Annotated in this window: 23 protein-coding genes; 12 read left to right on the top strand and 11 right to left on the bottom strand. The window is 63.8% G+C overall.

The window, feature by feature from the left end; all coding sequences use genetic code 11:
- Nucleotides 1–9 precede the first annotated feature (9 nt).
- A complete protein-coding gene (locus GN330_RS19585; protein ID WP_425487185.1) occupies nucleotides 10–1,707 on the top strand; it encodes an ABC transporter permease in 1,698 nt (565 codons plus the stop codon).
- 269 nt (nucleotides 1,708–1,976) lie between these two features.
- Here GN330_RS19585 and GN330_RS19580 read toward each other — a convergent pair whose 3' ends face one another.
- The gene (locus GN330_RS19580; protein ID WP_156714635.1) at nucleotides 1,977–3,935 is read right to left on the bottom strand and encodes an acetoacetate--CoA ligase; all 1,959 of its coding nucleotides are present in this window, start codon (nucleotides 3,933–3,935) and stop codon (nucleotides 1,977–1,979) included.
- A 185-nt stretch (nucleotides 3,936–4,120) separates the two neighbouring features.
- Between GN330_RS19580 and GN330_RS19575 the strand changes: the two genes are divergently transcribed.
- Entirely contained in the window at nucleotides 4,121–5,968 is a 1,848-nt protein-coding gene (locus tag GN330_RS19575) for an AsmA family protein (RefSeq protein ID WP_156714632.1), read from the top strand.
- 118 nt (nucleotides 5,969–6,086) lie between these two features.
- The gene (locus GN330_RS19570; protein WP_343040947.1) at nucleotides 6,087–6,329 is read left to right on the top strand and encodes a DUF6460 domain-containing protein; all 243 of its coding nucleotides are present in this window, start codon (nucleotides 6,087–6,089) and stop codon (nucleotides 6,327–6,329) included.
- 56 nt (nucleotides 6,330–6,385) lie between these two features.
- On the opposite strand, the gene GN330_RS19565 is transcribed toward GN330_RS19570, so the two are convergent.
- The 6 genes from GN330_RS19565 to GN330_RS19540 all read right to left on the bottom strand — a co-directional run bounded on the left by GN330_RS19565 (nucleotide 6,386) and on the right by GN330_RS19540 (nucleotide 12,412).
- Nucleotides 6,386–7,204 (bottom strand): ABC transporter permease, encoded by an 819-nt coding sequence (locus GN330_RS19565; RefSeq protein WP_156714629.1) that lies wholly within the window; start codon nucleotides 7,202–7,204, stop codon nucleotides 6,386–6,388.
- Entirely contained in the window at nucleotides 7,201–8,112 is a 912-nt protein-coding gene (locus GN330_RS19560; protein WP_197435248.1) for an ABC transporter permease subunit, read from the bottom strand. The genes GN330_RS19565 and GN330_RS19560 overlap by 4 nt, the downstream gene beginning before the upstream one ends.
- 9 nt (nucleotides 8,113–8,121) lie before the next feature.
- On the bottom strand, nucleotides 8,122–9,264 hold the full coding sequence (locus tag GN330_RS19555) for an ABC transporter ATP-binding protein (protein WP_156714625.1): 1,143 nt from the start codon (nucleotides 9,262–9,264) through the stop codon (nucleotides 8,122–8,124).
- A gap of 60 nt (nucleotides 9,265–9,324) precedes the next feature.
- Nucleotides 9,325–10,419, bottom strand: a complete 1,095-nt coding sequence (locus GN330_RS19550; protein WP_156714623.1) for a polyamine ABC transporter substrate-binding protein — start codon at nucleotides 10,417–10,419, stop codon at nucleotides 9,325–9,327.
- Between the two features lie 116 nt (nucleotides 10,420–10,535).
- Entirely contained in the window at nucleotides 10,536–11,846 is a 1,311-nt protein-coding gene (locus GN330_RS19545; protein WP_343040946.1) for a glutamine synthetase family protein, read from the bottom strand.
- Between the two features lie 281 nt (nucleotides 11,847–12,127).
- Complete coding sequence (locus GN330_RS19540; RefSeq protein ID WP_156714617.1) at nucleotides 12,128–12,412, bottom strand: acylphosphatase; 285 nt, start codon at nucleotides 12,410–12,412, stop codon at nucleotides 12,128–12,130.
- A 95-nt stretch (nucleotides 12,413–12,507) separates the two neighbouring features.
- Between GN330_RS19540 and GN330_RS19535 the strand changes: the two genes are divergently transcribed.
- Nucleotides 12,508–13,485: an NADPH:quinone reductase gene (locus GN330_RS19535; protein WP_343040944.1), complete on the top strand. Its 978-nt coding sequence runs from the start codon at nucleotides 12,508–12,510 to the stop codon at nucleotides 13,483–13,485.
- 15 nt (nucleotides 13,486–13,500) lie between these two features.
- Here the strand turns inward: GN330_RS19535 and GN330_RS19530 are convergent, their stop codons facing one another.
- Nucleotides 13,501–13,908, bottom strand: a complete 408-nt coding sequence (locus GN330_RS19530; protein WP_156714615.1) for a hypothetical protein — start codon at nucleotides 13,906–13,908, stop codon at nucleotides 13,501–13,503.
- 259 nt (nucleotides 13,909–14,167) lie between these two features.
- Here GN330_RS19530 and GN330_RS19525 point away from each other — a divergent pair, with 259 nt between their 5' ends.
- Nucleotides 14,168–15,109: a LysR family transcriptional regulator gene (locus GN330_RS19525; protein ID WP_156714613.1), complete on the top strand. Its 942-nt coding sequence runs from the start codon at nucleotides 14,168–14,170 to the stop codon at nucleotides 15,107–15,109.
- A gap of 60 nt (nucleotides 15,110–15,169) precedes the next feature.
- On the opposite strand, the gene GN330_RS19520 is transcribed toward GN330_RS19525, so the two are convergent.
- The gene (locus tag GN330_RS19520) at nucleotides 15,170–16,618 is read right to left on the bottom strand and encodes a helix-turn-helix domain-containing protein (protein WP_156714611.1); all 1,449 of its coding nucleotides are present in this window, start codon (nucleotides 16,616–16,618) and stop codon (nucleotides 15,170–15,172) included.
- Nucleotides 16,619–16,866: 248 nt separating this feature from the next.
- Here GN330_RS19520 and aceA point away from each other — a divergent pair, with 248 nt between their 5' ends.
- The 6 genes from aceA (at nucleotide 16,867) to GN330_RS19490 (ending at nucleotide 23,004) form a co-directional block, all read left to right on the top strand.
- On the top strand, nucleotides 16,867–18,156 hold the full coding sequence (aceA, locus tag GN330_RS19515) for an isocitrate lyase (protein WP_156714609.1): 1,290 nt from the start codon (nucleotides 16,867–16,869) through the stop codon (nucleotides 18,154–18,156).
- 80 nt (nucleotides 18,157–18,236) lie between these two features.
- Complete coding sequence (locus GN330_RS19510; protein WP_156714607.1) at nucleotides 18,237–18,476, top strand: SMc00767 family acetate metabolism repressor; 240 nt, start codon at nucleotides 18,237–18,239, stop codon at nucleotides 18,474–18,476.
- Nucleotides 18,477–18,736: 260 nt separating this feature from the next.
- Nucleotides 18,737–19,141 carry a response regulator gene (locus GN330_RS19505; protein ID WP_156714605.1) on the top strand — a complete coding sequence of 135 codons (405 nt, stop codon included), beginning with the start codon at nucleotides 18,737–18,739 and terminating at the stop codon, nucleotides 19,139–19,141.
- 73 nt (nucleotides 19,142–19,214) lie between these two features.
- Entirely contained in the window at nucleotides 19,215–20,648 is a 1,434-nt protein-coding gene (locus tag GN330_RS19500) for a glutamine synthetase family protein (protein ID WP_156714602.1), read from the top strand.
- A 144-nt stretch (nucleotides 20,649–20,792) separates the two neighbouring features.
- A complete protein-coding gene (locus GN330_RS19495) occupies nucleotides 20,793–22,079 on the top strand; it encodes an NAD(P)/FAD-dependent oxidoreductase (protein WP_156714674.1) in 1,287 nt (428 codons plus the stop codon).
- A 142-nt stretch (nucleotides 22,080–22,221) separates the two neighbouring features.
- Nucleotides 22,222–23,004 carry a DUF2189 domain-containing protein gene (locus GN330_RS19490; RefSeq protein ID WP_156714600.1) on the top strand — a complete coding sequence of 261 codons (783 nt, stop codon included), beginning with the start codon at nucleotides 22,222–22,224 and terminating at the stop codon, nucleotides 23,002–23,004.
- 10 nt (nucleotides 23,005–23,014) lie between these two features.
- Here GN330_RS19490 and GN330_RS19485 read toward each other — a convergent pair whose 3' ends face one another.
- Nucleotides 23,015–24,091 carry a hypothetical protein gene (locus GN330_RS19485; RefSeq protein WP_197435247.1) on the bottom strand — a complete coding sequence of 359 codons (1,077 nt, stop codon included), beginning with the start codon at nucleotides 24,089–24,091 and terminating at the stop codon, nucleotides 23,015–23,017.
- Between the two features lie 237 nt (nucleotides 24,092–24,328).
- On the opposite strand from GN330_RS19485, the gene GN330_RS19480 reads away from it, so the two are divergent.
- Nucleotides 24,329–25,783: a TrkH family potassium uptake protein gene (locus tag GN330_RS19480; protein WP_156714595.1), complete on the top strand. Its 1,455-nt coding sequence runs from the start codon at nucleotides 24,329–24,331 to the stop codon at nucleotides 25,781–25,783.
- Nucleotides 25,784–25,826: 43 nt separating this feature from the next.
- Here the strand turns inward: GN330_RS19480 and GN330_RS19475 are convergent, their stop codons facing one another.
- A complete protein-coding gene (locus tag GN330_RS19475) occupies nucleotides 25,827–26,951 on the bottom strand; it encodes a beta-ketoacyl-ACP synthase III (RefSeq protein ID WP_156714593.1) in 1,125 nt (374 codons plus the stop codon).
- Between the last annotated feature and the right edge of the window lie 46 nt (nucleotides 26,952–26,997).

Below are 26,997 nucleotides of genomic sequence, written 5' to 3'. Positions count from 1 at the left end.
AGCCGGACCATGACGGTGCAAACGGCCCCGCATGATATGATCGCCTCAGCCCCGGTCGCGCGACGCGACCGGCATCTCGCCGCGCTTTTGCCGGCGATCGTCATAGCCGCGCTCGCCGTTCTGCCGATCGCGATCGTGATTGGGATCGCGCTGACGGGGTCTGGCGAGGATTGGCCGCACCTTGTCAACAACGTGCTGCCCGGCGCCGCCGCGACAACATTGGCGCTGCTGGCGATGGTGGCCGTCGGCACTGCGTCGATCGGCGTCACCTGCGCCTGGCTCGTCGTCGCCTACGACTTCCCGATGCGTCGGATTCTCGCCTGGGCGCTCGTCCTGCCGCTCGCCGTGCCGCCCTATCTCGCCGCCTACGCCTTCGGCGAATTTTTTCTGTTCACTGGTCCTGTCCAGACGGCCCTGCGCGCGCTGCTCGGCTTTCAGTCGGCGCGCGATTACTGGTTCCCCGATATTCGTTCCACGACCGGCACCGCGATCGTCCTGTCGTCGGTGCTGTTTCCCTATGTCTATCTGACCGTGCGTGTCGTCTTCCTCATGCAGGGCCGCAACATCGCCGATGTCGCCCGCACGCTCGGCGCCGCACCCGTGCGTGTGTTCTTCCGTATCCTTCTGCCGGTCGCCCGGCCGGCCATCATCGCCGGCTGCGCGCTGGTTCTGATGGAAACGCTCAACGATATCGGCGCGGCCGAATATCTCGGCGTCAACACGCTGACCATCGCCGTGTTCACCACCTGGCTGAACCGCGGCAGCCTTGAAGGCGCGGCCCAGCTATCGACGGTCATGCTCTTGCTTGTGCTCGCGCTGCTTTATGCCGAGCGCATGGCGCGGCGCAATCAGCGCTTTCACGGCGCCAGGGCGACGCATATGAAGGCTCGGCCGCCACGCGTGCGGATGGAAGGCACGCAGAAATGGTTCGCCACCCTAGCCGTGCTCTTTCCGATCCTGTCCGGATTCGGCATCCCGGCCTATGTCTTTTGCGGCTACGCGATCCGGCGCCTGGAACAGCTCGCCGATCCGGCACTCCAGCAGGCTTTCGTGACCACCGTGTTCACCGCCGGCTGCACGGCGCTGGTCACGGTCGCGATAGCGCTCGTGCTTGTCAACGCGACGCGCCTGTCCCGGACCGCCGCCGTGGGTGCGGTGGCGCGTCTGTCGGCGAGCGGCTACGCGCTTCCGGGAACCGTTCTCGGATTGGGTCTGCTGTTCGCGCTGACCCGGCTCGACAATTCTGTCGACGCCTTCGCGCGTGCGCATCTCGGCTTTTCGACGGGCCTTTTGCTGAGTGGCACGGCGGCGGCCGTCGTCATCGCCTGCACCGTTCGTTTCCTGGCTCTCGCCGAGGGGGCGATCCGCGCAGGGCTGGAAAAACTGCCGCCCCATCTCGACGAGGCGGCGCGCAGCTTGGGCCAGACGCCGACGGCCAGCGCCCGCAGGGTATTGTTTCCGCTGCTGAAGCCGGCTCTTTTGACCGCGGCGGTTCTCGTCTTTGTCGACACGATGAAGGAGTTGTCGGCCACCATCCTGCTCCGGCCGTTCGGCTTTTCCACCCTGGCCACCCATGTCTACGAAAGCGCCTCGCGCGGTGTCGTCGAGGACGGTGCGATGGCGGCCATCCTGATCATCCTCACCGCGCTCGTACCGGTGGTGCTTTTGTCGCGTGCCCTGATGCGCGACGCCGACGCCACGATGTGAGCGCATCCAGGCAACCCGACCCGCCGCTGGAGAAACAAAAAAAGAAGGCGCCCAAAAAGGGCGCCTTGATGGAATTCGGGCTGTCACGCGAGGACTTGAGCAAATGCGGGCGCCTGCCAAAAGGCCTGGAACAACACCCTCAAGTTACGCACGACTATCGGCGCAACCCCTTAACAAAACCTTACCGGAACGGCTCGACGTTTACCGAAGTGTACCACTTCTTCCACTTAGGTAAATTTCGGCTTTGCCATTTGTTAACCATGATCCGGTCAGCTTTTTAGCGCCGAAAGCCCCGCGAAATAGGCCAGCGCCTCCGGGTTGGCCAGCGCCTCCTCGTTTTTCACCACGCGGCCATGCACCACGTCGCGCACGGCCAGTTCGGTGATCTTGCCCGACTTGGTACGCGGGATATCCTTAACCGCCACGATGCGGGCCGGCACGTGCCGCGGGCTGGCGCCGGTGCGGATTTTGGTCCGGATGCGCTTTTCCAGCGCATCGTCGAGAACGACATCATCGGCCAGCCGCACGAACAGCACAACGCGCACGTCGTCGTCCCAATCCTGGCCAATGCAGATCGCCTCGACCACTTCGTCCATCTGCTCGACCTGGTTGTATATCTCGGCTGTCCCGATCCGTACGCCGCCCGGATTGAGAGTCGCGTCCGAGCGGCCATGGATGATGAAACCGTCATGCTCGGTGCGTTCGGCGAAATCGCCATGACACCATACGTTGTCGAACCGGTCGAAATAGGCGGCGTGATATTTGGCGCCGTCGGGATCGTTCCAGAACATGATCGGCATCGACGGGAATGCCCGCGAACACACCAGTTCGCCCTTTTCACCACGCACGGGCCGGCCGTCATCGTCCCATACGTCGACCGCCATGCCGAGCCCCGCGCCCTGGATCTCGCCGCTCCACACCGGCCGGGTCGGCACACCCAAAACGAAGCACGACACGATATCGGTTCCGCCCGATATCGAGGCCAGATGCACGTCAGCCTTGATGCCGGAATAGACGAAGTCGAACCCTTCCGGCGACAGCGGCGAACCGGTCGACGAAATCACCCGCACGGCGGAAAGATCGTGCGTGTTGATCGGCTCCAACCCCGCCTTGCGCACCGAATCGATGAATTTCGCCGACGTGCCGAAATAGGTCATTTTCTCGGCCTGGGCGAAATCGAAGATCGCGTTGCCGTCGGGATGGAACGGCGAGCCGTCGTAAAGCAGCAGCGTCGCGCCAAGGCCCAGCCCCGAAACCAGCCAGTTCCACATCATCCAGCCGCAGGTGGTGAAATAGAAGAACCGATCGCCCTCGCCGATGCCGGCATGCAGGCGCTGTTCCTTGAAATGCTGCAAAAGCGTGCCGCCGGCCGAATGCACGATGCATTTGGGGATGCCGGTCGTGCCGGAGGAAAACAGGATATAAAGCGGATGCGAGAAGGCCAACCGCTCGAATTGCGGCGGTTTGGCAGCGAACAGCCGCAGAGCCGCGTCAAAGGCCGCCGCGCGGTCGATGCCCGCCGCCACCTTGTCCGCATCGCCGAGATAGTCGACGATTAGCGCCAGGCGCACGCTTGGCAGCTTGTCCAGCACCTTGGCGATCTTGTCGCCGACCTCGATACGCTTTCCCGCGTACCAATAACCGTCGCAGGCGACGAACACGACCGGCTCGATCTGCCCGAAGCGGTCGAGAACGCCCTGTTCGCCGAAATCAGGCGAGCAGGACGACCAGATCGCGCCGATCGACGCCGTCGCCAGCATGCACGCCACCGTCTCGGGCATGTTGGGCATCATCGCGGCGACGCGGTCACCCGCCTTCACGCCGGCGTCGACGAGCGCCTGCTGCAGCCTGGAAACCAGCGCGCGCAAATCATCCCACGACATGCGGCGCTCGACCTTGTCTTCGCCGCGAAACACGATCGCGTCCTTTGTGCCGGACTTGCCGAGCAGGTTCTCGGCGAAGTTCAGGCGCGCCTCGGGAAAGAAATCGGCACCCGGCATACGCTCGCCATTGTCGAGGACCCGTTCGCCCTTGTCGCCGACAACCCCGCAGAAATCCCAGACCAGCGTCCAGAAAGCTTCGCGGTCGTCGACCGACCACGCGTGCAGCTCTTCATAAGTGTTGAAGACGCGGCCGGTGCGCTTGGATGCCTGGGCCATGAATGCCATGATGGGTGCCCTGCGGACAGCGTCGGGCGATGGGGTCCAGAGCGGGTCCGTCCGAGACATTGAGGTCCTCCAATTGTCATCGTGCGGTTATGCATTGTGCACCGCAAGAGGGCAAGACGCCGGGCATCGCCAACCCGGGCGACGCCATCGCCCGGCCACAATGGCTTGAAAAGGCTTGGAGCCTCGTGCAAAGCGGACGGCGCGCAAACCGCTCGCCGCGCGAGAGCAGGAGTTGAACGACAAGGATGCGATCGCGAAGGGCACGAAGAGGCATCTGGGTCGTCGCCATCTGCGTCGTGACCCTGCTCGTGGCGCTGGCCGCGCTGCCCTACGTGGCGTCAACCCAGATCGTGCGCAATCGCATCGCCCAGGAAATCGGCAGTTGGACCGGGTACCGCGTTGTCCTGCGCGGCACGCCGCGCATCGATGTCTGGCCGGTTCTGCGGGCCGATCTCGCCGACGTCGCCTTCCTGGAATGGGGCAAGCCCGACGCGCCGCCAATGCTTCAGGCCGAGCGGATCGAGCTCGACCTGTCTGCGATCGCGGCCCTTAGTGGCGACGTTTCCTTTTCCAAGATGGTGCTGGTGCGTCCGCGCCTGCGGCTCGAGCGAACCGACGCCCCGATCCCGCTGCCGGCGAGGACCCGTGGCGGGCGGATCACGCGCGCCATCAACGCCGCACGCGCCCTCGTCGAAGCCAATCCGGCCGCCCCCGATGCCGCCTTGATGCCGAAGGACACACTCGGCACGGTCGAGTTCGTCGATGGCCAGATCGTCACCGCCGATGGCGACGAGGAAACGCTGCTGGTCTCCGACATGTCGGGCCGCGCCGGCTGGCCGTCGCTCGACCGCTCCCTGACCATTGCGGCGAAAGGCGTATGGCGCGGCGAAAACGTGGCGATCAACTTCACCGCCAACCAGCCGTTGGCGCTGTTTGCCGGCGGCAATGCTGGTGTCGATTTTTCCCTCGTTTCCGCGCCGCTCACGCTCGACTATGACGGTCTCGTCACCTTCTCCAACAGCGGTTTTATCGACGGCACGACGACATTGTCGTCTCCCTCGCTACGCCGGGTTCTGGAATGGTCGCAGACCGAAATATCGCCGGGCAGCGCCGTCGGCGCGGCTTCGGTTTCCGGCCGTGTCATCGGCGACATGAGCCGGCTCAAATTCGAGGATGCCAAGATCGTTTTGGGCGGCAATCCCGGCATGGGCGTGATCGATTTTTCCTTCACCGGCCCAGTACCCTCGGTCACTGGTACGCTCGCCTTCAAGACGCTCGACATCTACACGTTCCTGGCTGCCTTCTCGCCAAGCCCCGGCGGAGCGATCGCCTGGGACGAAGACATCGACACCTCGTTCGCCAACGAACTCGGCCTCGATCTGAGATTGTCCGCCGACAAGGCGACGGCGGGCGCGCTGTCGATGAGCAGGGTCGCGGCGACGGCCCAGGTCAGGGACGGACTTGCAGCCTTTGACATTTCCGACGCGACCGCCTTTGGCGGCACCGTGCAGGCGGGTTTGCGCATCGAGCCGCGCGACGGTGGCAAGGCCGCGCAGCTGCGCATTCTGGCCAGCGACATCGACACGGCACAACTCGAAAACGCCATGCAGCTGAGCCCGCCCGTGCCAAGGGCCACAGCAACTGTTTCCGTCATTCTCGACAGCAACGTGACGGCGTGGAGGGACTTTCTGTCCAAGGCGAGCGGCTCCGTCGCAGTCAAGCTCGGCCCCGGCACCATAGCCGGCATCGACCTGCCCGCTTTCCTTGCGCGCACCAGGCAAAGCGGCTTTTTCCCGCTGGGTGAGGTCTCCGGCGGAAACCTGCCGATCGAAAGCGCGGAACTGAAGGCGACGGTGGCGAAGGGCGTCGCCCGGCTCGACGTCGCCAAGGCGATATCGGGAGACCGGGCCATCTCCCTGACCGGGATCGTGCCATATGTCGGCCGCGGCCTGGCTTTGTCGGGAATGGTCGCGCCGCGCCGACTCGCCGGCGATGCCAAGGCTTCCGGCGAGGTCTCGGCCTTTTTCGTCGGTGGTTCCTGGAGCGCTCCCTTCGTGTCGCCAATGCTGCCGCCGGTCGAGCCGATCGAATAGGCGCGCAGCGTTTCTTGACAACGCCGAATCGCGCTAGAGTCGAGTTGGCGTTTGGCCTACCGGCTGCTGCCGCGGCGAAAGGCGCGCGGGAGCGCCAGTTTCAAGCGCGGGGGAAAATGTGTTTCGCTTGCTGTCCGGCCTGTTCAAGATCGCGCTCGTCTCGCTGATCACCGGGGCGGGGCTTTCCGCTTTCGACATCACCGCCGCCGACATCCTCACCGATCTCGGCCTGACGCCTGAATCCGTGCTCGCGCTGATCGAACGCGGCGTCGCCTGGGCGATCCCGAACATCGTTCTGGGCTCGATGGTGATCGTGCCGGTCTGGCTCGTCATCTATCTGCTGCGCCCGCCGCGCGGATAAAACCCCGATTCGCGTTACCGAAAGGCAGCCGGCGCCGGCCAGGGCCGACGGTCGCGCTACACCCGCATCGCGGCCTGCGCGTCGCGCCGGCGCTGGACTTCGCGGCGTTTGTTGAGGACCGAGGCGGCGATCACTCCGACGGTGACGATAGCGATCAGGATAGTACAAACCGCGTTGATTTCAGGCGTCACGCCGAGCCTGACCTGGCTATAGATCTTCATTGGCAGCGTCGTTGCCCCCGGGCCCGAGGTGAAGCTTGCGATCACCAGATCGTCGAGCGACAGGGTGAAGGCGAGCATCCAGCCCGACACGATGGCCGGCATGATCACCGGCAGGGTGATGGCGAAGAAGGTTTTGACCGGCGGCGCACCGAGATCCATCGCCGCTTCCTCCAGCGAGCGGTCGAACGTCAACAGCCGCGATTGCACCACAACCGCGACGAAACACATGGAAAAGGTGATGTGGGCGAGCGTCACGGTCATGAAACCACGATCGAAACCGATCGCCACGAAAAGCAGAAGCAGCGATAGCCCGGTGATCACCTCCGGCATGACCAACGGCGCGAACACCATGCCGGAAAACAGCACGCGACCGCGAAACCGGGTGTAGCGGGTCAGCGCCAGCGCCGCCAGCGTGCCGAGCACGGTGGCGACCGTAGCCGAAACGAGCGCGACCCGCGCCGTGACCCAGGCCGCGTCGAGCAGTCCACGATTGTTGAACAGCTCGAAATACCATTTGGTCGAGAATCCGGCCCAGACGGTGACAAGCTTGGATTCGTTGAACGAATAGACGACCAGAAGCACGATCGGCAGATACAGAAACGCAAATCCGGCGACGATCGAGACGATATTGAACCGTGTCCAGGACCCCGTCATCGGTCCTGCTCCTGCGCGCGTGCCTGAACCTGCTGGAAATACATGATCGGCACCACCAGGATCAAAAGCAGCACCACCGCCACCGCCGATGAAACCGGCCAGTCGCGATTGTTGAAGAATTCGCTCCACAGCGTCTTGCCGATCATCAACGTGCGCGATCCGCCGAGAAGATCGGGGATGACGAATTCGCCCACGGCCGGGATGAAGACCAGAAGACAGCCGGCCACCACGCCGGGTATCGCCAGCGGAAAGGTGATCTTCCAGAACGCCGCGATCGGCGGGCAGCCGAGGTCCTGCGCCGCCTCGATCAGCGAATAGTCCATCTTTTCCAGCGACGCATAGAGCGGCAGCACCATGAAGGGCAGGTAGGAATAGACGATGCCAATGAAGATCGCCGTGTGCGTGTTGAGGATGATCAGCGGTTCGTCGATGACCCCGAGCCACAGCAGGAACTGGTTGAGCAGGCCCTCCGGCTTCAGGATGCCGATCCAGGCATAGACCCGGATCAGGAAGCTGGTCCAGAACGGCAGGATGACGAGCATCAACAGTGTCGGCCTGAGCGCGGCCGGCGCGCGCGCCATCCCGTAGGCAATCGGAAAGCCGACCAGCATCGTGATCGCGGTCGACACCGCCGCGATCACGATGCTGGAGATATAGGCATTAACGTAGAGCGCATCTTCTACCAGCCACAGATAATTGTCGATGCTGAGCCGTGCCAGATTGGCGAAAAACCCCGAGACCCCGTCGGCGAACGAAAACACCGGCGTGTAAGGCGGCATCGCGATCACCGTGCCCGAAAGCGAGATCTTGAAGACGATCAGGAACGGCACCAGGAAGAAAACCAGCAGCCACAGATAGGGGATGATGATGACCAGGCGGCTCGCGACGGCGGTGGCTACGCGTTTCATCGACATCTCCTAGCGCGTCAGCACCACACCGGCATCGGGCCTGAAGGATATCCACGCACGGTCGTGCCAGGTCAGCAGTTCCTGCGACACGCGGGCACTGTTCATGGTGCTCGCCTTGACGATGCGGCCGTCGTCGAGCCGGATGTGGAAGACGGTCATGTCGCCGAGATAGGCGATGTCGTAAATTTCGCCCTCGGCCGCGTTGCTGTCGGTCCTGTCCGGTTCGGCCGCGCTCACCTTGAGCTTTTCCGGCCGGATCGCGAACCAGACCCGGTCGCCGGCCGCCGCGTCGCCCGCGTCCTCGGTCAGGATCGTCAGCCCCTGACCGTCCTCGATCCGCGCGACACCGTTCTCGCGTTCTTTCAGTTCGCCCTCGATCAGGTTCACCGTGCCGACGAAATCGGCCACGAAACGCGAACCGGGCGCCTCGTAGATCTCGGCCGGCGTGGCCACTTGCACGACCTCGCCCTTGTCGAGAATGGCGATGCGGTCGGCCATGGTCATCGCCTCTTCCTGATCGTGGGTGACGACGATGAAGGTCAGGCCGAGATCGTGTTGCAGGTCGACGAGTTCGAACTGCGTTTCCTCGCGCAGTTTCTTGTCGAGCGCGCCCAGCGGCTCGTCGAGCAGAAGAACCTTGGGACGTTTGGCCACAGAACGCGCCAGGGCCACACGCTGACGCTGGCCGCCGGAGAGTTGGTGCGGCTTGCGCTTGGCGAATTGTTCGAGCTTGACCAGCTTGAGCATTTCATCGACGCGCCTTTCGATATCCGCCTTCGGCATGCCGTCCTGCTTGAGGCCGAAGGCGATGTTGTGTTCCACGCTCATATGGGGAAACAGCGCATAGGACTGGAACATCATGTTGACCGGCCGGCGATAGGGCGGAATGCCGGCAAGGTCCTGCCCGTCGAGCAGTATGCGACCCGAAGTCGGCGCCTCGAAACCGGCAAGCATGCGCAGCAGGGTCGACTTGCCGCAGCCCGACGCCCCCAGAAGGGCGAAAAACTCTCGCTCGAAAATTTCGAGCGAGAGATTGTCGACGGCGATGAAGTCGCCGAACTTCTTGGTGATGTTCTCGAACGAGATATAGGGCTTCGCGGACGCATCGGCCCAGGGTGCGAAACTCCTGCGAATGCTGCCAAGTGACTTCATGATACCCCCGCCGGACCAGGCCCCGTAGCCCCGGTGTCCGGCACCGGGGCCGTGGTCGGATTATTGTCCGGTGACGACCCGGGTCCACAGGCGGGTGATGCGCCGCTGTTCCTTGGAATCGTAGGGCATGGTCGTATAAAGATTGGCGAGCGTTTCGGCGTCCGGATAGACGGCGGGATCGCCGATCACGTCCTCCTCCAGAAGCTCCTGCGAGGCCTTGTTGCCATTGGCGTAGTAGACATAGTTCGACGCCTTGGCGACCACGTCCGGACGCATGATGTAATTGAGGAATTCATGCGCCTCCTCGCCATTCTTGGCGTCGGCCGGTATCGCCATCTGATCGAACCACATCTGCGCGCCCTCTTTGGGGATGGCGTAGTCGACGGCCACGCCCTGGTCGGCCTCGGCGGCGCGGTCTCGCGCCTGGAAGATATCGCCCGACCAGCCGATCGCCATGCAAATATCGCCATTGGCAAGCGCGTTGATATATTCGGAGGAGTGGAATTTGCGAATGCTCGGGCGGATCGACAACAACAGCTCCTCCGCCTTGGCAAGATCGTCGGCGTCGGTGCTGGTCGGTTCCAGCCCCAGATATTTCAGCGCCGCCGGCACCATCTCGGCCGGCGCGTCGAGCATATGCACGCCGCATTCGGCGAGCTTGGAGATTATCTCCGGCTTGAACACCACGTCCCAACTGTCGATCCGCTCGATGCCGAGCGCGTCCTGCACCTTCTTGACATTGTAGCCGATGCCGGTCGTGCCCCACATATAGTTGATGGAGTAGGCATTCTCGGGATCGTATTTCTGCGTGCGCTCCGCGATCATGTCCCACATATTGGACAGGTTCGGCAGCTTCGACTTGTCCAGCTTCTGGAACACGCCGGCCTGAATTTGGCGGGCCAGGAAGGTGCCGGTTGGCACCACCACATCGTAGCCGGTGCCGCCGGCGAGCAGCTTGGTCTCCAGGATCTCGTTGGAATCGAATACGTCGTAGACGACTTTGATGCCGGTTTCCTTGGTGAACTCCTCCAGGATCGACTCGTCGATATAATCGGACCAGTTGTAGACATTGACGATCCGTTCCTGGGCGGCCGCGCCGAAGGACAGGATGGCCGCAAACGAGGTGGCGGCGAGCAACGCGATGCTGCGTGACATGAAAACGTCTCCTCTGTCTGATCCCCTGCCGGCCCTGGCTTGTTTTTTATCGAGCCGGTTTTACCGAAGCCTATTGACGAAATTTCACCGCGACAAGCGGGAAATTCCGCCGCCGATCAAAGATAGGTTGTGCGCTCCAGCGGCGTGATCTCGCCCCAGAAGGCAAGGATTTCGGCGCGCTTGAGATCCTTGTAGACCTTGGCCAGAAGCGGGCCGAGGGCGCGGTCGACAAAGGCGCTTTTTTCCATCAACTGCAGAGCGTCGTCCATGTCGTCGGGCAAAAACAGCCCGTCATCGTCATAGGCGTTGCCTTCCACCGGCGGCGGCGGCACGAGACCGCCCTCAATGCCCTCCGTCATGCCCTGGATCAGGGCCGCCAGCACCAGATAGGGATTGGCGTCGGCACCGGCGATGCGGTGCTCGACCCGGCGATTGTCCTCGTTGGAAACGGGAATGCGCAACGCCACCGAGCGGTTGTTCTCCGCCCATACCGCTCGCGTCGGCGCATAGGAGCCCGGCGTAATGCGGCGGAACCCGTTCCAGGTATTGATGAACAAAAGCAGCGATTCCGGCATCGTCTTCAGCAGGCCGGCGACCGCCGATTCCAGCCGCGCCCGGCCGCCCTCCCCGCCAAAGATGTTGCGCTCGTCGCGGTCGAGCATGGAGGCATGCACGTGCATGCCGTTGCCGGCATATTCCAGGAAGGGTTTGGCCATGAAGGTGGCGGTGAGCCCGTGCGCGCGGGCGCAGCCGATGACGATGCGACGCAGCAGGATGACGTCGTCGGCCGCCTTCAGCGGGTCGGCGCGATGTTTGAGATTGACCTCGAACTGGCCTGGCGCGGCCTCCTTGATGATCGTGTCGATCGGCAGGTCCATTTCCTGCGCGGCGTCGCGGATCATGTCGAACAGATCGGCGTGCTCGGCCAAATCGTCGAGCCCGTACATTCTCAGTCGATCCGGCCCGGCGGTGGCACCGACCGGAGCCGGCATGCCGTCGTCCCAGTCGGTTTCGGGATCGAGCAGGTAGAATTCGAGTTCGAAGGCGACGACCGGGAAAAAACCCTTCTCGTTGACCTCGGCGATCTTCTTCTTCAGCACCTGGCGCGGATCGGCCAGAAACGGCTCGCCCTCCGGCGTGAAGGTCTGCAGCAGGACCTGCGCGGTCTTGCGTTTGGCCCAGGGCACGATCGACAGCGTGCCGCGCGTGGCCCGGCAATAACCGTCCTTGTCGCCGGTCTCGATATGCAGCCCGGTCTCGTTGACCTCGCGTCCCCATACGTCGAGCCCGTGCAGCGACATGGGAAAGTTCACCCCGCCGAGATAGGCCTTTTTCAACGCATCGCCGGGCGCCCATTTGCCACGCATGACGCCGTTGGGATCGACCAGCAGAAATTCGACAGCTTCGAGATCGGGATGCTTTTCCACGAATGCGCGATATTCGGCCTCGTGTTCGGCCGAGGCAAACCCTTCACCGTCATCGGCCGTACTTGAGGCAATGCGGGGCTCTATCGCTGCCGCGACCTTGACTGGCGCTGCTTTGGAACCGGCGGGAGCCGTACCGGATGCGGGAAGGGGCAAAATTGGCCTGTTTGGCTGTTGCTGATCGCCTAAGCTGCCAGCGCGACTGCGAATTTGTCAATCGCCGTTTGCCGCGATCCGCAACCGCCCGCCCGCCGCCAATCCCGGATCGCACGCAGACCGGCACATCAGCCCAAAATCACAAAGCCGCCGTCCATGTCGCCGGGATCGGCATTCTCGACCGCAACGCGCTCCACCGCCGCATGGCGCGGTCCCTGGCGCAGCCGCGCCAGCAACGCCTCGACGCTTTCCGCTGTTCCCGCAATCAATGCCGTGACCGAACCGTCGGCCTCGTTGCGCACCCAGCCCGACAGGCCGAGAGCCTGGGCCTCGGCCCGGGCCCAGGCGCGATAGCCGACGCCCTGAACCCGTCCGGTTATCCGCGCCACCACGGCCTTGTGCTTGTCGCTCATGGCGCCCTCTTGTGCTTCACGGCCGAAGTGTGGAGGCTGTTTGCCGCCGGCGCAAGCATGCGCGACGCGAACAGGGACAGGATCGGAGAACGGGCGTGAAAGCGGTCTGGTACGAGAAGAACGGCGTGGCGCGCGATGTGCTGGTCGTCGGCGAGATGGAGACGCCGAAACCCGGGCCGGGCGAGGTCCTGGTGCGGCTGGCCGCGTCCGGCGTTAACCCGTCCGACGTCAAGAGCCGGGCCGGCCGGCCGCTGGTCGCCCCGCGCATCGTTCCCCATTCCGACGGCGCCGGCGTGATCGAGGCCGTCGGCCAGGGCGTCGCGCAACGCCGTCTGGGCGAACGCGTGTGGATCTGGAACGGACAATGGAAACGCCCATTCGGCACCGCGGCGGAGTTCATCGCCCTGCCTCACAATCAGGCCGTTCCCCTGCCCGACACGATCGACTTTTCCGTCGGCGCCTGCCTCGGCATTCCCGCGCTGACGGCCCTGCGCGCCGTCGACCTGCATGGCGCGGTCGCCGGGCGCACGCTGCTGGTCACCGGCGCGGCCAACGCGGTCGGCCACTACGCCGTGCAGATCGCCAAACGCCGCGGCGCCCGTGTCATCGGCACCGCTTCCGCCGCCCGCCGCGACCACGCGCTCGATGCAGGCGCCGACGCGGTGATCGACTACCGCGCAGAAGATGTCGCGGCGCGGGTGCAAGAGCTGACGAATGGAAGGGGCGCCGACGGCATCGTCGACATGGACCTGTCGTCGACCGCCGCCCTGCTGCCGCACGGCGTGTTGGCCGCCCACGGCAAGCTCGTGTGTTATGGGTCCAATCTCGCCGCCGAGATCCCGGTTTCGTTTCCCGCCATGCTGTGGAACAGCCTGACGCTGCAGGTGTTCGTCGTCTACGAATTGCCTGCCGACGTCAGGAGAAAAGCGATCGTCGAACTGACCCGCATGCTGGCGGCCGGCGAATTGCGCCACGCGATCGGCGCGACCTTTGCGCTGGAAGAAACCGCCGCCGCGCACGAGGCGATCGAAAGCGGCGGCACTACCGGCAATGTCGTCCTGTCGATCGGATGATCCTACGGGTCGCTTCTATTCAGCCGCTAACGGCATGTCGGCGTCCGCACGCCCGGACTGCCGATTGCCGACGACCAGCCAGCCGAACAAAAGCATGTCGGCGAAAACGACGATCGAGGAAACCGCCGCAATCGGCTCGCCGATCTCGCTCCCCGTCATGATCAGCGCGATACCGACGGTCATGACCGCGGTCGCGACGATCCAGACGCCGGCCTGCACCAGCGCCACGCGGCTGCGATCGAGCACCGGGTGCAGCCGGTAGAACACGCCAATCAAAAACAGCGACACCCATCCCAATAGATTGAGATGGGCATGGGCGGGCATAGTCGAATGGTCCTTGGAGATCGCCATGTAGATGCCCCAACCCATGCCGATTGCAGCCATCAGCACGGCGGCGGGAAAACTCACGGAGGAAGCGGTCATGATTCAATCCTGCGGTTTGGAAGCGGTTTCTCAAAACGTCCCTGATAGGCACGGTACAGCAGTTGCGAACCCGCGGACACGAAGCAGGCCGTCGTCGACCGGCGCATGTTGCGCGGCGGCGGGCCGCTCTATACCGTTTTACGACTGTCGGCCGCGCCGGGCCCTGCCCTTGCATGGCGCCAATCATCTGCACGGCAAACGGTAACCCGCGGGGATCGCGGACGGGAAATTGAATGTTGATATGGGGTGCATCACGATTATGAATTTTGCATCCTTCGACCTCAACCTCCTGCGCGTCTTCGATGCGCTGATGCGCGAGCGCAGCGCCACCCGCGCCGGCCAGACGATCGGCCTGAGCCAGCCCGCCGTCAGCAACGCGCTCGGCCGTCTGCGCCTCACGCTCAAGGACGAGCTGTTCATACGCCGGGGCAACGACATGGTGCCCACTCCGTTCGCCGAATCGCTGGCCGGCGCGGTCCGTGACGCACTGGCGCAAATCGAGCAGGCGCTGGCTGGAGACGACTCCTTCGACCCCTCAAGCGCCGAGCGCCTTTTCACGCTCTACGGCGCCGATTTCTTTTCCTCGCTGACGATGCCGCCGTTATTTGCCCGGGTCGCGGCATGCGCCCCCGGCGTTGCGCTGCGGCTTTTGGAAAGCGCGACCGGCGAGGTCGAGCGGTTGCTGCGCGACAACGTCATCGACGCGGCGCTGGAACGGCGGATGCCAATGCCGGACTGGGTCTCGAGCCAATCTGTTCTGCTTTCCAGCTTCGTGGTCGTGGCCGCGCGCGACAATGCCGAGATCGCCGCGACTGGCGTCAAGTCGGGTGACACCCTGCCACTGGCGCTTTTTTGCCGGTTGCCACACGCGCTGCGTTCGGTCGATGGCAGTATGTCGGGCATGGTGGACGAGGCGTTGCATGAGGCCGGCTTGGCCCGTCGCGTGATGCTGGCGCTGCCTCATTTCCACAGCGTCGCCGTCGCCGTTGCCCGCAGCAACCTGATCGCCGCCCTGCCGCGCCAGATGGCGGCGGCGATCGCCGAGCATCTGGGCCTGGCGATCTATCGTCTGCCCGTGGACGTGCCGGCCCAGGAGTTGCACCTCTATTGGCACCGTCGCCACGACCGGCACCCCGCCCATTGCTGGCTGCGCCAACAGGTCGTCGAGGTCGTCGGCACGATAACGGAAAGGCCGGCATGAGGCCCCGGCACTCCGCGTCCGGTCGTCGGGTTGCCGTCCCTATGCGGACGTAAACCGTTCTCAGCGGAAATCGAACGCAGAAAGCCCCGTCACCATCTCGTCGAGCCCGAGCGGTCGCGTCACCGGCGGCTCGGCGCGCGCCAGGCATCCGGTGCGCTCGCACAGCCGGCAGGCCGGCCCGACCGGGGTGGCCGCGACATCGCCGGGTTTGCCCGCACTTGCCGGCGCAGCGGCCGGCAACGCGGCCGCATAGACGATCTCCTCGCGAAAGCCGATGTCACAGCCGAGCAGCAAGGCGGTGCGGCGCGGCCGTTCGTTGAAGGCGCCTTGCGGGCCTTCCAGCGTGCGCGCGATGGTCAGGAACTCGGCCCCGTCGGGCATCTCGACCGCCTCGACCAGAATCCGCCCCGGCTGCTCGAAGGCGGCGTGAACGGGCAGTTTCGGACAACCGCCGCCGAAGCGGCTTTGCGGAAAACCCTGCGCGCCGGCCTTGCGGAAACGATGGCCGGCATTGTCGACCTCCAGCATGAAGAACGGCACGCCGGCGGCACCAGGCCTCTGCAACATGGTCAGCCGGTTCGCCGCCTGCTCGAAGGAAACCCCGAACCGCGATTTCAACACATCGATATCGTAACGCGCGCGCGCCGCCGCCGACTGGAACGCAGCATAGGGCATCATCACCGCATGCGCGGCGTAGCGCCCGAGCTCGAAACGGGCCAGCCGCCTTGCCTCGTCGCCGGACAGTTTCAGCGCCTCGATTTCCGCGCCGATCACGACGCTCATCCGCATCGCGCACGCCTCCATCGCGATCTCGCGCAACTGGTCGAAGGGCGACAGGCGCTCGGAGATGAACAGACGCTGCGAATGTCGGTCATAGCGCCGACGCCAGTTGGGCATGGTCGCGACCGGCAGAACGCGCACGCCGATACCATGCTCGCGCCTGAGCCAATCTTTCAGTGCGCCGGCCAGGTCGTCGCCGGCGTCGAGCACGGTCACGAACGCCTCCGCCTCTTCTTCGATGCGCAAAAAATGGTTCGGTCGGCGCTCGAAGACCTCATGCACCTCGTCGATCGGCAGCCGCGTGGCCGATAGCGCGGTCGCGTGGCCCTCGCGCGCCAGCAATTCCGACAGGTCCGAAAGCCGGCCCGCCTGCTCGCGATAGGCTCGGTAAAGCTTGACGACGGCGCCCGACACGTTCGGCGCCGCCTCGGCGATCTCCACCAGTTCCTGCTCGCCGGGCAGTTCGTCGGACAAGAGCGGGTCCGCGAACACCTCGCGCAGCGCCGCGATCGAGCCCCCGGCTTCGGCCTGCAGTTCCTCGGGTTCGACCTTGTAGACCGAGGCGAGCTTGAGGATCAGCTGGACCGTCAGCGGGCGCTGGTTGCGCTCGATCAGATTGAGATAGGACGGCGAAATGCCGAGCCCGCTCGCCATCGCCGTCTGGGTCAGCCCTTTGGCGTTGCGGATACGCCGGATACGCGGGCCGGCAAAGATTTTTCGTTCCGCCATGCGATGCCCTTTGTAAGGATTTTACATCTTCGGCACGACCAAGCGCCCAGGACAATTTTTTACAAGTTTGACAATTTTACGAGCCCTTACTGTCAAACACAAGACAGATTTTCCCGATTTTCCGCCGCCAAAACGATGATTTACTGGTGTCTTTTGCGCTGCAATGTAAATGAAGTCACACACGAAAGCGGATCAAGCCTCCCATAACCGCATTCGATGCAACGCCAATTGCCGCCAGGAGAATTGTCATGACCGATTTTTACAACCTCGTCCCATCCGCGCCCGAAGGCCGTTATGACGGGATCGAACGCCCCTATTCGCCCGATGACATCAAGAAACTGCGCGGCTCGGTCCATATTCGCCATTCGTTGGCCGAGATGGGCGCCAACCGGCTGTGGAAGCTGATCCACGAGGACGATTTCGTCAACGCGCTCGGCGCGCTTTCCGGCAACCAGGCCATGCAGATGGTGCGCGCCGGGCTGAAGGCGATCTACCTGTCCGGCTGGCAGGTCGCCGCCGACGCCAACACCGCCTCGGCGATGTATCCGGACCAGTCGCTCTATCCGGCCAATGCCGGTCCGGAGCTCGCCAAGCGCATCAACAAGACCCTGCAGCGTGCCGACCAGATCGAGACGGCGGAAGGCAACGGCCTGTCGGTCGACACCTGGTTCGCGCCGATCGTCGCCGATGCCGAAGCCGGGTTCGGCGGCCCGCTCAATTCCTTCGAGCTGATGAAGGCTTATATCGAAGCGGGCGTGGCCGGCGTCCACTACGAGGATCAGCTTGCCTCGGAAAAGAAATGCGGCCATCTCGGCGGCAAGGTCCTGATCCCGACCGCGGCCCATATTCGCAATCTAAACGCGGCACGCCTTGCCGCCGACGTGATGGGTGTGCCGACCCTGGTGGTCGCGCGCACCGACGCCGAAGCGGCCACGCTTTTGACCTCCGACATCGACGAGCGCGACCGGCCTTTCGTGAACTATGACGAAGGCCGCACGGTCGAGGGGTTCTACAAGGTCAAGAACGGGCTCGAACCGTGCATCGCACGCGCCGTCGCCTACGCCCCCTATACCGATCTGATCTGGTGCGAGACTTCCAAACCGGATCTGGACCAGGCCAAGCGGTTCGCCGAGGGCGTGCGCAAGCACCATCCCGACAAGCTGCTGGCGTATAATTGCTCGCCCTCCTTCAACTGGAAGAAGAACCTGGACGACGCCACGATCGCCAAGTTCCAGCGCGAGCTCGGCGCGATGGGCTACAAATTCCAGTTCATCACTTTGGCCGGTTTCCACCAGCTCAACTTCGGCATGTACGAGCTCGCCCGCGGCTATAAGGACCGCCAGATGGCCGCCTATTCGGAATTGCAGGAAGCCGAGTTCGCCGCCGAGACCAACGGCTACACCGCCACCAAGCACCAGCGCGAGGTCGGCACCGGCTATTTCGACGCGGTGTCGATGGCGATCACCGGCGGCCAATCGTCCACGACGGCCATGAGGGACTCGACCGAACAGGCCCAGTTCAAGCCGGCCGCCGAATAAGCCGGTGACAGGACAGGCTTCCGGGCCTCGCCCCGGAAGCCTCCGCGGCAAACGAGGCCAGAACACAAAGGAGAGCGCAGATGGCGCCGAGAACACGTGTTAAGGAACGCGCCGAAGAACAGGCTTCCAGCATGAATGCCGACCAGCAGGCGGCGATCCGCATGGTGGCGAACGATCTCCACCGGTTGAACCAATCGGTGATGAAGGCCGTCGAGGCCGGTGTGTCGGTGGAGCTCGTCCGCTCCGCCCGCCACCATGGCGGCAGCGGCAATTGGGGCGATCTGCTGATTCCGGTGATCGTGACTCAAGGACGAGACTGAGACCGCATCGCGGCCCGACCCGCAAGCGGCCAGGCCGTGCCAAAACAACCAAGCCGCGCGCCACCGGGCGCGCGGCTTGGTTGTTTTGGTCGCTAGCAAGAAAAATACGGCGGCAAACAAGAAAAGCCTTGCTTAACCGCCCATACTTTCCTTATGAAGCAGGCCATCGAAAATACAACCCTACATTGAATTTCCGCCATTGCTATCGGCGGCGACGCGATTTTGCGCGCCTGGACGGCTGAAACGACGGAAGCGACACCATGACAGGTAGTGCGAACAAGGCTCCCGCGGTCCTGGTGATCGGCAGATCGACGATCAACGGCGTCGTGGTCTCGCGGATCGTCGAGCGGGTCGGGCTGAGAGCACGAACCGAAACGCCGGAGCGCGCCGCGCAGGCCCTGGAAACGGACGCCCCGTCGATCGTCATTCTCGATCTGCTGCCCGAAGACCCGGTCGGCGCCGTGCTGTTCGAACGGCTCCGCGCGCAACGCGCAGCCCGCGCGCACGCCCTACCGGCTGTGATCCTGCTGTCGACCACGACCGACCCCACAAAAATCCCGAACGGCGTTGCCGTCATCGACATCGTGGTGGCCCGCCCGATCACGGTAGACCGGCTTCAGCCGGCGATCGAAGCGGTGCGGGCTCGCAATGGCGACTATGGCTGACCTGATCCAGGCCCTTCCCTAGCGGCCCGGCCGGCGTCTATAGTCGTCCCGTCCAAAGAACCATTGGTGATTGATGCCCCCCCCAAAGAAGGACGTCCGGGCCGCAGCGCGCGCGAGCAAGAAGCGCCCTCCCGCTTTTTTGAAGAATCTTCGCGGCGTGAAGAACTGGAAGGAGGCTGGCGCTTGGCTGGAGTGGCGGGATATCGAGGACATCGAGTGTATCACGCCCGATCAGGCAGGCGTGGCGCGCGGCAAGATGATGCCGTCGAGCAAATTCACCTCCAATACCTCCCTCGCCTTGCCGTCCGCTGTCTTCATGACCACTATTTCGGGCGGTTACCCGCAGGATCGCGGCGACTTCACCTATCCCGCCGATGACGGCGACCTGAAGCTGCTGCCCGACCTGTCGACCCTTTCGGTGGTACCGTGGGAATCCGACCCCACCGCCCAGGTGATCTGCGACCTCGTTCATCAGGACGGGCGTTCGGTCGAATTCACCCCGCGCAATCTGCTCAAGCGTGTGGTTCGAGCCTATGAGGAGCGGGGCTTGCGTCCCGTGGTGGCGCCGGAGATCGAGTTTTATCTAGTCCACAAGAACCCCGATCCCGACTACCCGTTGACCCCGCCGGTGGGACGCTCGGGCAGGCCCATCGGTGGCGGCCAGGGTTATTCCATCGCCGGCGTCAACGAATTCGACGAATTGATCGACGACATCTACCATTTTTCGGAGATGCAGGGTCTGGAGATCGATACGCTGATCCACGAGGAAGGGGCCGGCCAGCTCGAAATCAACCTGCGCCATGGCGATCCAGTAGAACTCGCCGACCAGGTGTTCCTGTTCAAGCGCACGATCCGCGAAGCGGCTCTCAAGCACGATACCTACGCGACCTTCATGGCCAAGCCGATCCAAGGGCAGCCGGGATCGGCCATGCACATCCACCAGTCGGTCGTCGATCTGGCCAGCGGCCGCAACATCTTCTCCGACGAAAGCGGCGATGAGACCGATGCCTTCCGCCATTTCATCGGCGGGATGCAGCGGCATATGCCGAGCGCGCTGGTGATGATGGCGCCCTATGTCAATTCCTACCGGCGGCTGACCAACGCGGCATCGGCCCCGGTGAATACGAACTGGGGTTACGACAATCGCACCACCGCCTTCCGTATCCCGCGCTCCGACCCGTCGGCGCGCCGGGTGGAAAACCGCATTCCCTCCTCGGACGCCAATCCCTATCTCGCGCTCGCCGGCTCGCTTGCCTGCGGCCTGATCGGCATCGCCGAACAAATCGAGCCCGAAACGCCGGTCGGCAAGGCCGCCAACGAGGATGAGATCGACCTGCCGCGCGGCCTGCTCGAGGCGGTCGGCCTGCTTGAGAGCGACGACGCTTTGCAGGCCATGCTCGGAGCGCCCTTCATTGCAACCTATGGCGCGATCAAGAAGGCCGAATTCGAGACCTTCATGGAGGTGATCAGCCCGTGGGAGCGCGAATATCTGCTGCTGAATGTGTGATGGCAGGGCGACCCGTGACGATCGAAGGCGCAAAGATGCGATGAATGCACGATTTCGCCTGAAGGACCAGTCCGGAAACGGCACGCCATGGACGCAGCGCGCGACTGGACTTCAGTCGCACCGATCTTCCTTCCCGGCCGGCACATGAGCGAGCAGACCTCCATCTCGCCGGGCTCTTCCTGGTACGAGGCGACCATCGGCAAACGGCCCCGTTATGCGCCGCTCGACGGCGATTGCCGGGCTGACGTCGCTATTGTCGGCGGCGGCTTCACCGGGCTTTCGGCCGCCGCGCATCTGGCCCGGGCCGGCGTCAATGTCGTCCTGATCGAGGCGCGCCGCTTCGGTGACGGCGCCTCGGGGCGCAATGGCGGCCAGCTCGGCACCGGCCAGCGCGCCTGGGCGGAGGAACTCGAGGCCGAGCTGGGTCTGTCACGGGCCAAGGCGCTGTTCGACCTTGCCGAGGAAGCCAAGGCGCATCTGCTGGACTTTGCGGCCACGTACGCGATTGACATCGACTACCGGCCGGGCCAGCTCTCGGTCGCCCACAAGCAGCGCTATGTCGACGACTACCGCGCCCATGCCGACATAATGGCGACGCGGTTCGGCTACGAGCACCTGACCTATATGGACGCCGACGAAACCGCCCGGCGGGTCGGCTCGACGCGCTATTTCGGCGGCGTGCGCGATACCGGCACCGGCCATATCCACCCGCTGAAGCTCGTCGTCGGCACCGCGCGCGTCGCCGGCCAGGCCGGCGCGCGCCTGCACGAACAGACGCCGGCGACCGGGATCGGCACCGCTGGGGGCTTGGTCAAGATAACCACCGGCAGCGGCACCATAACCGCCGAAAAATGCCTGGTCGCTGTCAACGCCTATGGCGACGGCCTCGAACCCGTCAGCGCCGCGCATGTCATGCCGATCGGCTCCTTCATCGGCGCCACGCCGCCGCTTGGCGAGGATAGTCCCGTCATACCGGGCGGCGAGGCGGTCGATGATTCGCGCTTTGTCGTGCGTTATTTCCGCCGCTCGGTCGACGGACGGCTTCTATTCGGCGGCCGGGAGATATACTCAACCGACGATCCGCAGGATATCGGCAAACAGATCCGCCGCCAGATCGTCGAAATCTACCCCGTTTTGCGCGATGTCGAAATCACCCATGCCTGGGGCGGTTTTGTTGGCATCACCATGCCGCGTAAACCGTTTGTGCGCGAGGTGATGCCGAACGTGATCGCAGCGGGAGGCTATTCGGGCCACGGGGTGATGCTGTCCAACTTCACCGGCAAGCTCTACGCCGAAACGGTCGCCGGCAATCGCGACCGGCTTAAATTGCTCGAGGACCTGAAAGTCCCGCCATTTCCGGGCGGTCGGCGCTTGCGCGCGCCGCTGTTGTTTCTGGCGCTGAACTGGTACGCGCTGCGCGACCGCATCTGAGGCCGGCTACACGAAGGCGACACCCGCCTTGATCCTGGTCAAGGCCGATTGCCGCCCCCGACACCATAAGCGACCATGGGAGAGAAGTCGGTGCTTTGGGCGATGTCCGCCTGGGTGGCACCGTGCTTTTCGGGAGGAGACCATGGCCAATCCGAACGATGGCGCTAAGCCGGCAATGCCCGAGGTGGTGGCGATCACCGGTGCGGATATTCGCGCGGCGATAATGCAGGGGCTGAACGATTTCGCGCGCGCACCGCTGTTCGGGCTTTTCTTCGGCGGCGTGTTCGCGCTCGGCGGCATGGTTATCGTGCTTGGTCTGACGATCTGGCGGGTGCCGTGGATGATCTATCCCTTCGCCATCGGCTTCCCGCTGATCGGGCCTTTCGCCGCCGTCGGTCTTTACGAGGTCAGCCGCCGGCTCGAGCAGGGCCAGCCGCTCGACTGGAAGGCGGTCCTGGCCGTGGTCTGGCACCAGCGCACGCGCGAATTGTCATGGATGGCGTTCGTGATGCTGTTCGTGTTCTGGATCTGGATGTATCAGATCCGCCTCCTGGTCGCGCTGGTCCTGGGGCGGATGTCCTTCGCCACGCTGGAACGGTTCCTCGACGTGGTCTTCACCACGCCGCAAGGCTGGACCTTCCTGGCGGTCGGTCATGTCGTCGGCGCGATATTGGCGATGGTGCTGTTTTCGATCACCGTCATCTCGATCCCGCTGCTACTGGAGCGCGAGATCGATTTCGTCACCGCCATGATCACCAGCGTGAAGTCGGTGCTGGCGAGCCCGGTGGCGATGATCGGCTGGGGCGTCACGGTGACGGCTTTGGTGCTTTTGTCATGCGTGCCGTTCTTTCTCGGCCTGTTCGTCACCCTGCCCGTGCTCGGCCACGCGACCTGGCATCTCTACCGGCGCACGGTCGTGGCCTGAGGCCAACCGGTCATCCCCCTTTAACCCGGCGTGGCATCGTGAATAGCCGGGCGCTGATCCAGATCAGATAGGCCAGCATCAGCAGCGAGATCAGGAACTCGCGCACTTCCGACAATTCGTGTCCCTCGCTCATCCGCCCGCCGAAAATCAGGAATATGGCCTGCGACGCGACCATCAGCATCGCCCACAGCCCAACGAAGGCGCGCTCCCCACGCGTTCCGCGCCGTTTATCGAGCGCGCAGTCGACGAGCAGGATTACGCCGAGCGCGAAGGCCACCTGCATCGGCACCACGTTCCAATATTCGTAGAACAGGCCGGAAATCGGCGCCGCCAGGAGGACGAACCCCGCCGGCGGGACGAAAAACGCGAAAGGCTTCAGCCACAACCCCGGCTGCTTCGGCCATGCATAGGGCAGGACGAAAAACAGCAGAAGCGCCGACAGATAATAGGCCGTTTCGAAGCGATACGTGTAGAAATTGTGGAAATTGGTTTCGTTCTGGATGTTTCCGGCGAAGGTTTCGGGCGTTTGCCAGCCGATCAGATGCTGACCCCATGACATTTCCTCGCCGAGGATCAGAAAGGCGACCAGCGCCATGGCAACGAAAGCCAGCGGGGCGGGAATAATGCCGATCCGTGCCGCGCCGACCGTGCGCGAACGTATTGCCGAAAACACGGCAAGCCCGATCGTGCCCGCCAAAAACAATTCGGAGACGATCTGCACCACTGCACCGTCGGTAACAAGCGGATAAAGCGCCTCGGGAACGAGGACGACGCCGATTATCGTCGCGATCATGGTAAAAAGGCTTGCCCAGGCAAAAGGTTTGCCCAATCGCGTGCCGGCGAGATCGGCAAGGAAGGGTCGTGTCTGGTCCCGAGCCGGCTTGAGCGCCAGATAGATCAGGAAGGCCGCGGCTGTCGAACCGGTGAAACGCAGCCAGCCGACAGTCGAGAAATCGGGCGGAAACTTCTCCAGAAACCGATAGCCCTGTGCGAGCGTGCCGACGCGTATCATGACGATCACGGCGGCCAGGCCGATGAGAAGCCCCGTCGCACGCATAAAATATGAATGCCGATATATCGCGGCCATGACCGTCCCCCTTTGCGCCGTTCATTCAAGCGACCGCCAATACATCTAATGCAACCACGTCCTTCGGCGGAAAAATTGTTAAGATATCGTTAACCGACAAACAGCCCGGACAGACCGCCGCGAGCCCCCCGCGATCAGCATGGATGGAGCCTTGCCGTCGGTGATGTAAGCCAATAACGTGGCCTGCCGCCGCGGGAGGAAGGCCGGCCAAAGCGAGGCATCCCAAAAGACCGCCTGATGTCGGAAACGCAGCTTCGGTTCTCCGCCTTTCTCACGGCGGTTTTCGCGCTTTACTTCGCCGCGGCAATGCTTGTGCCAGCGGCCGTCGACTATTTCCTCGACAATCCGGACTGGCGGGTCTTTGTCTCCTCGGCGCTGCTTGTCGGCGCGCCGGCAGCCGCCTGCGCGCTCGCTACACGCGCGAGCGCCCCGCGCGTCAATATCCGATTCGGCTTCCTTCTGGTCAATCTGTTGTGGACCGCCTCGGCGATCATCGGCGCCATTCCCTTCATGCTCGCCTCGATCCGCCTCGATCTGACCGACGCCGTGTTCGAATCCGTATCGGCTCTGACGACAACGGGATCGACCGTCATTTCGGGCCTCGACGCGCTGCCGCCGGGGCTGCTTTTATGGCGCTCGCTGCTGCAATGGATGGGCGGGCTCGGCGTCGTTGCTCTGGGCCTGTTCGTGCTGCCGCTGCTGCGTATCGGCGGCATCTCCTTCTTCAGGATCGAATCTTCCGACACCTCGGACCGGCCCTTCGCGCGATTTTCGACCTTCACCGTGGCTCTGATCGGCATCTACGTCGCGCTTACCCTGATTTGCGCGCTGCTCTATGCCGCCGCTGGAATGACCGGTTTCGACGCCGTCAACCACGCCATGACGACCCTGGCGACAGGCGGATTTTCGACCCACGACGCCTCGCTCGGCTATTATGGCGACAACGGCGCCGTGATCTGGGTGGGAACGGTCTTCATGTTCATCGCCGGCCTGCCGTTCTCGATCCTGATGCTGCTCGTCCTGCGCGGGCGTCTGGAGGCGCTCCGCGACCGGCAGATCCTTGTCTATGTCGGGTTTTGCGCGATCTTCACCCTGTCGGTCGGAGTCTATTTGCGGGTCAACTCCGACTACACGCCCTTCGAGGCGCTGACGCATTCGGCCTTCAATTTCGTCTCGCTGATCACCACCACCGGTTTCGCCAGCGCCGACTATTCTCTGTGGGGCGCCTTTCCCGTCGCCTGCGCCTTCCTGGCCACGATCCTCGGCGGCTGCTCCGGCTCCACCGCCGGCGGCATCAAGGCCTATCGCTTCCTGATCCTGTTCGAGATGGTGCGGCTCGGTCTCCGGCAATTGATTTATCCAAGCAGCATCGCGACCGTCCGCTACGGCGACCGGCGCGTCGAGCCCGACATGCAGAGCACGGCGGTGCTCTTCATCAGTGCATTCGTTGTCATCTGGGCGATCGCCCTCATCCTGCTGGCCGCCACAGGTCTCGACTTCATGACCGCTGCCACCAGTGCCCTGACCGCGCTGACCAATGTCGGCCCCGGCCTGGGAGACATCGTCGGTCCGGCCGGCAATTTTGCCACGCTCCCGGACGCGGCGAAATGGATTCTTGACGCCGCCATGATCCTCGGCCGCTTGGAAATACTCGCCGTTCTGGTGCTGCTTTCACCGGCATTCTGGTCATAGGCCAAGGCCAACCCGCTTCTCACGAGCGCGCGTGCCGCCCCCCCTACAACCGCCTGACGATCACGCTGCCGGCCGAATAGCCCGCGCCAAAGGAACAGATCACGCCGAGGCTGCCCGATGGCAGATCGTCGGAATATTTCGAAAACGCGATGATCGAACCGGCCGAGGAGGTGTTGGCGTAGTCCTGCAGCACGTTGGGCTGCTCGGCCCGGCTCGGGGCACGCCCGAGCACTTTTTCGCCGATCAAATCGTTCATGCTCTTATTAGCCTGATGCAGCCACAGACGCGTCAGTTCGGACGGCTCCACCCCCTCGTCGCTGAGATGCGAGCGCATCAGATCGACCACGACCGGAACGACCTGCTTGAAGACCTTCCGTCCCTCCTGGTAAAATTGCATGTCGCGCCGATCGGCCATGTGGCCGGCGCGGGTTCGACGCAGAAAGCCGTTATTGTTGCGGATATTGTTGGAATAGAGCGTCAGGCATCGCGTCGACAGCACCTCCCAGGCATTATCCGAGGCGAGATCGTCGGCCCGTTCGACCACCACCGCCGTGCATACGTCGCCAAAGATGAAATGGCAGTCGCGGTCGCGCCACTCGTGATGGCCGGACGTGATTTCCGGATTGACCATCAGGATCGCCCGCGCCGAGCCGCAACGGATCATGTCCGCGGCGGCCTGGATGCCGAACGTCGCCGAGGAACACGCGACATTCATGTCGAAGGCGAAGCCTTCTATGCCCAGCGCTTGCTGGATCTCGATGGCGACCGCCGGATAGGCGCGTTCGAAGTTGGACGCCGCGCAGATCACCGCATCGATATCGGCGGCGGTGCGGCCCGCGCGTTCAAGCGCCTTTCCAGCCGCCTCGACCGCGATCTCGGCCATCATCGACAACTCGTCGTCCGCCCGCTCGGGAAACACCGGATGCATGATCTGCGGGTCGAGTACGCCGGACTTGTCGATCACGTAGCGGCGTTCGATGCCGGATGCCTTGAGGATGAACGCCTCGCTCGACATCGGCTTGGCCTCCGCCTCGCCGGCCTCGATCGCCGCGCCGTTCGCTTCGTTCCAACTAGTGGCGTACTCATTGTAGGAGGCGACGAGCTCGGCATTGGTAATGATCTGATCCGGCGTGAAGATGCCGGTGCCGCTGATGACGACCTTGTGCATGATGTTCCCCCGACCCCGGTTTTTCCGAGGATCGGGCCGGGTTCGC

The sequence above is a fragment of the Nitratireductor arenosus genome (assembly GCF_009742725.1).
Classification (GTDB): Bacteria; Pseudomonadota; Alphaproteobacteria; order Rhizobiales; family Rhizobiaceae; genus Mangrovimarina; species Mangrovimarina arenosa.
Note: the sequence above shows the minus strand (reverse complement) of the source record. Positions and strands in the feature narration are given on the sequence as shown.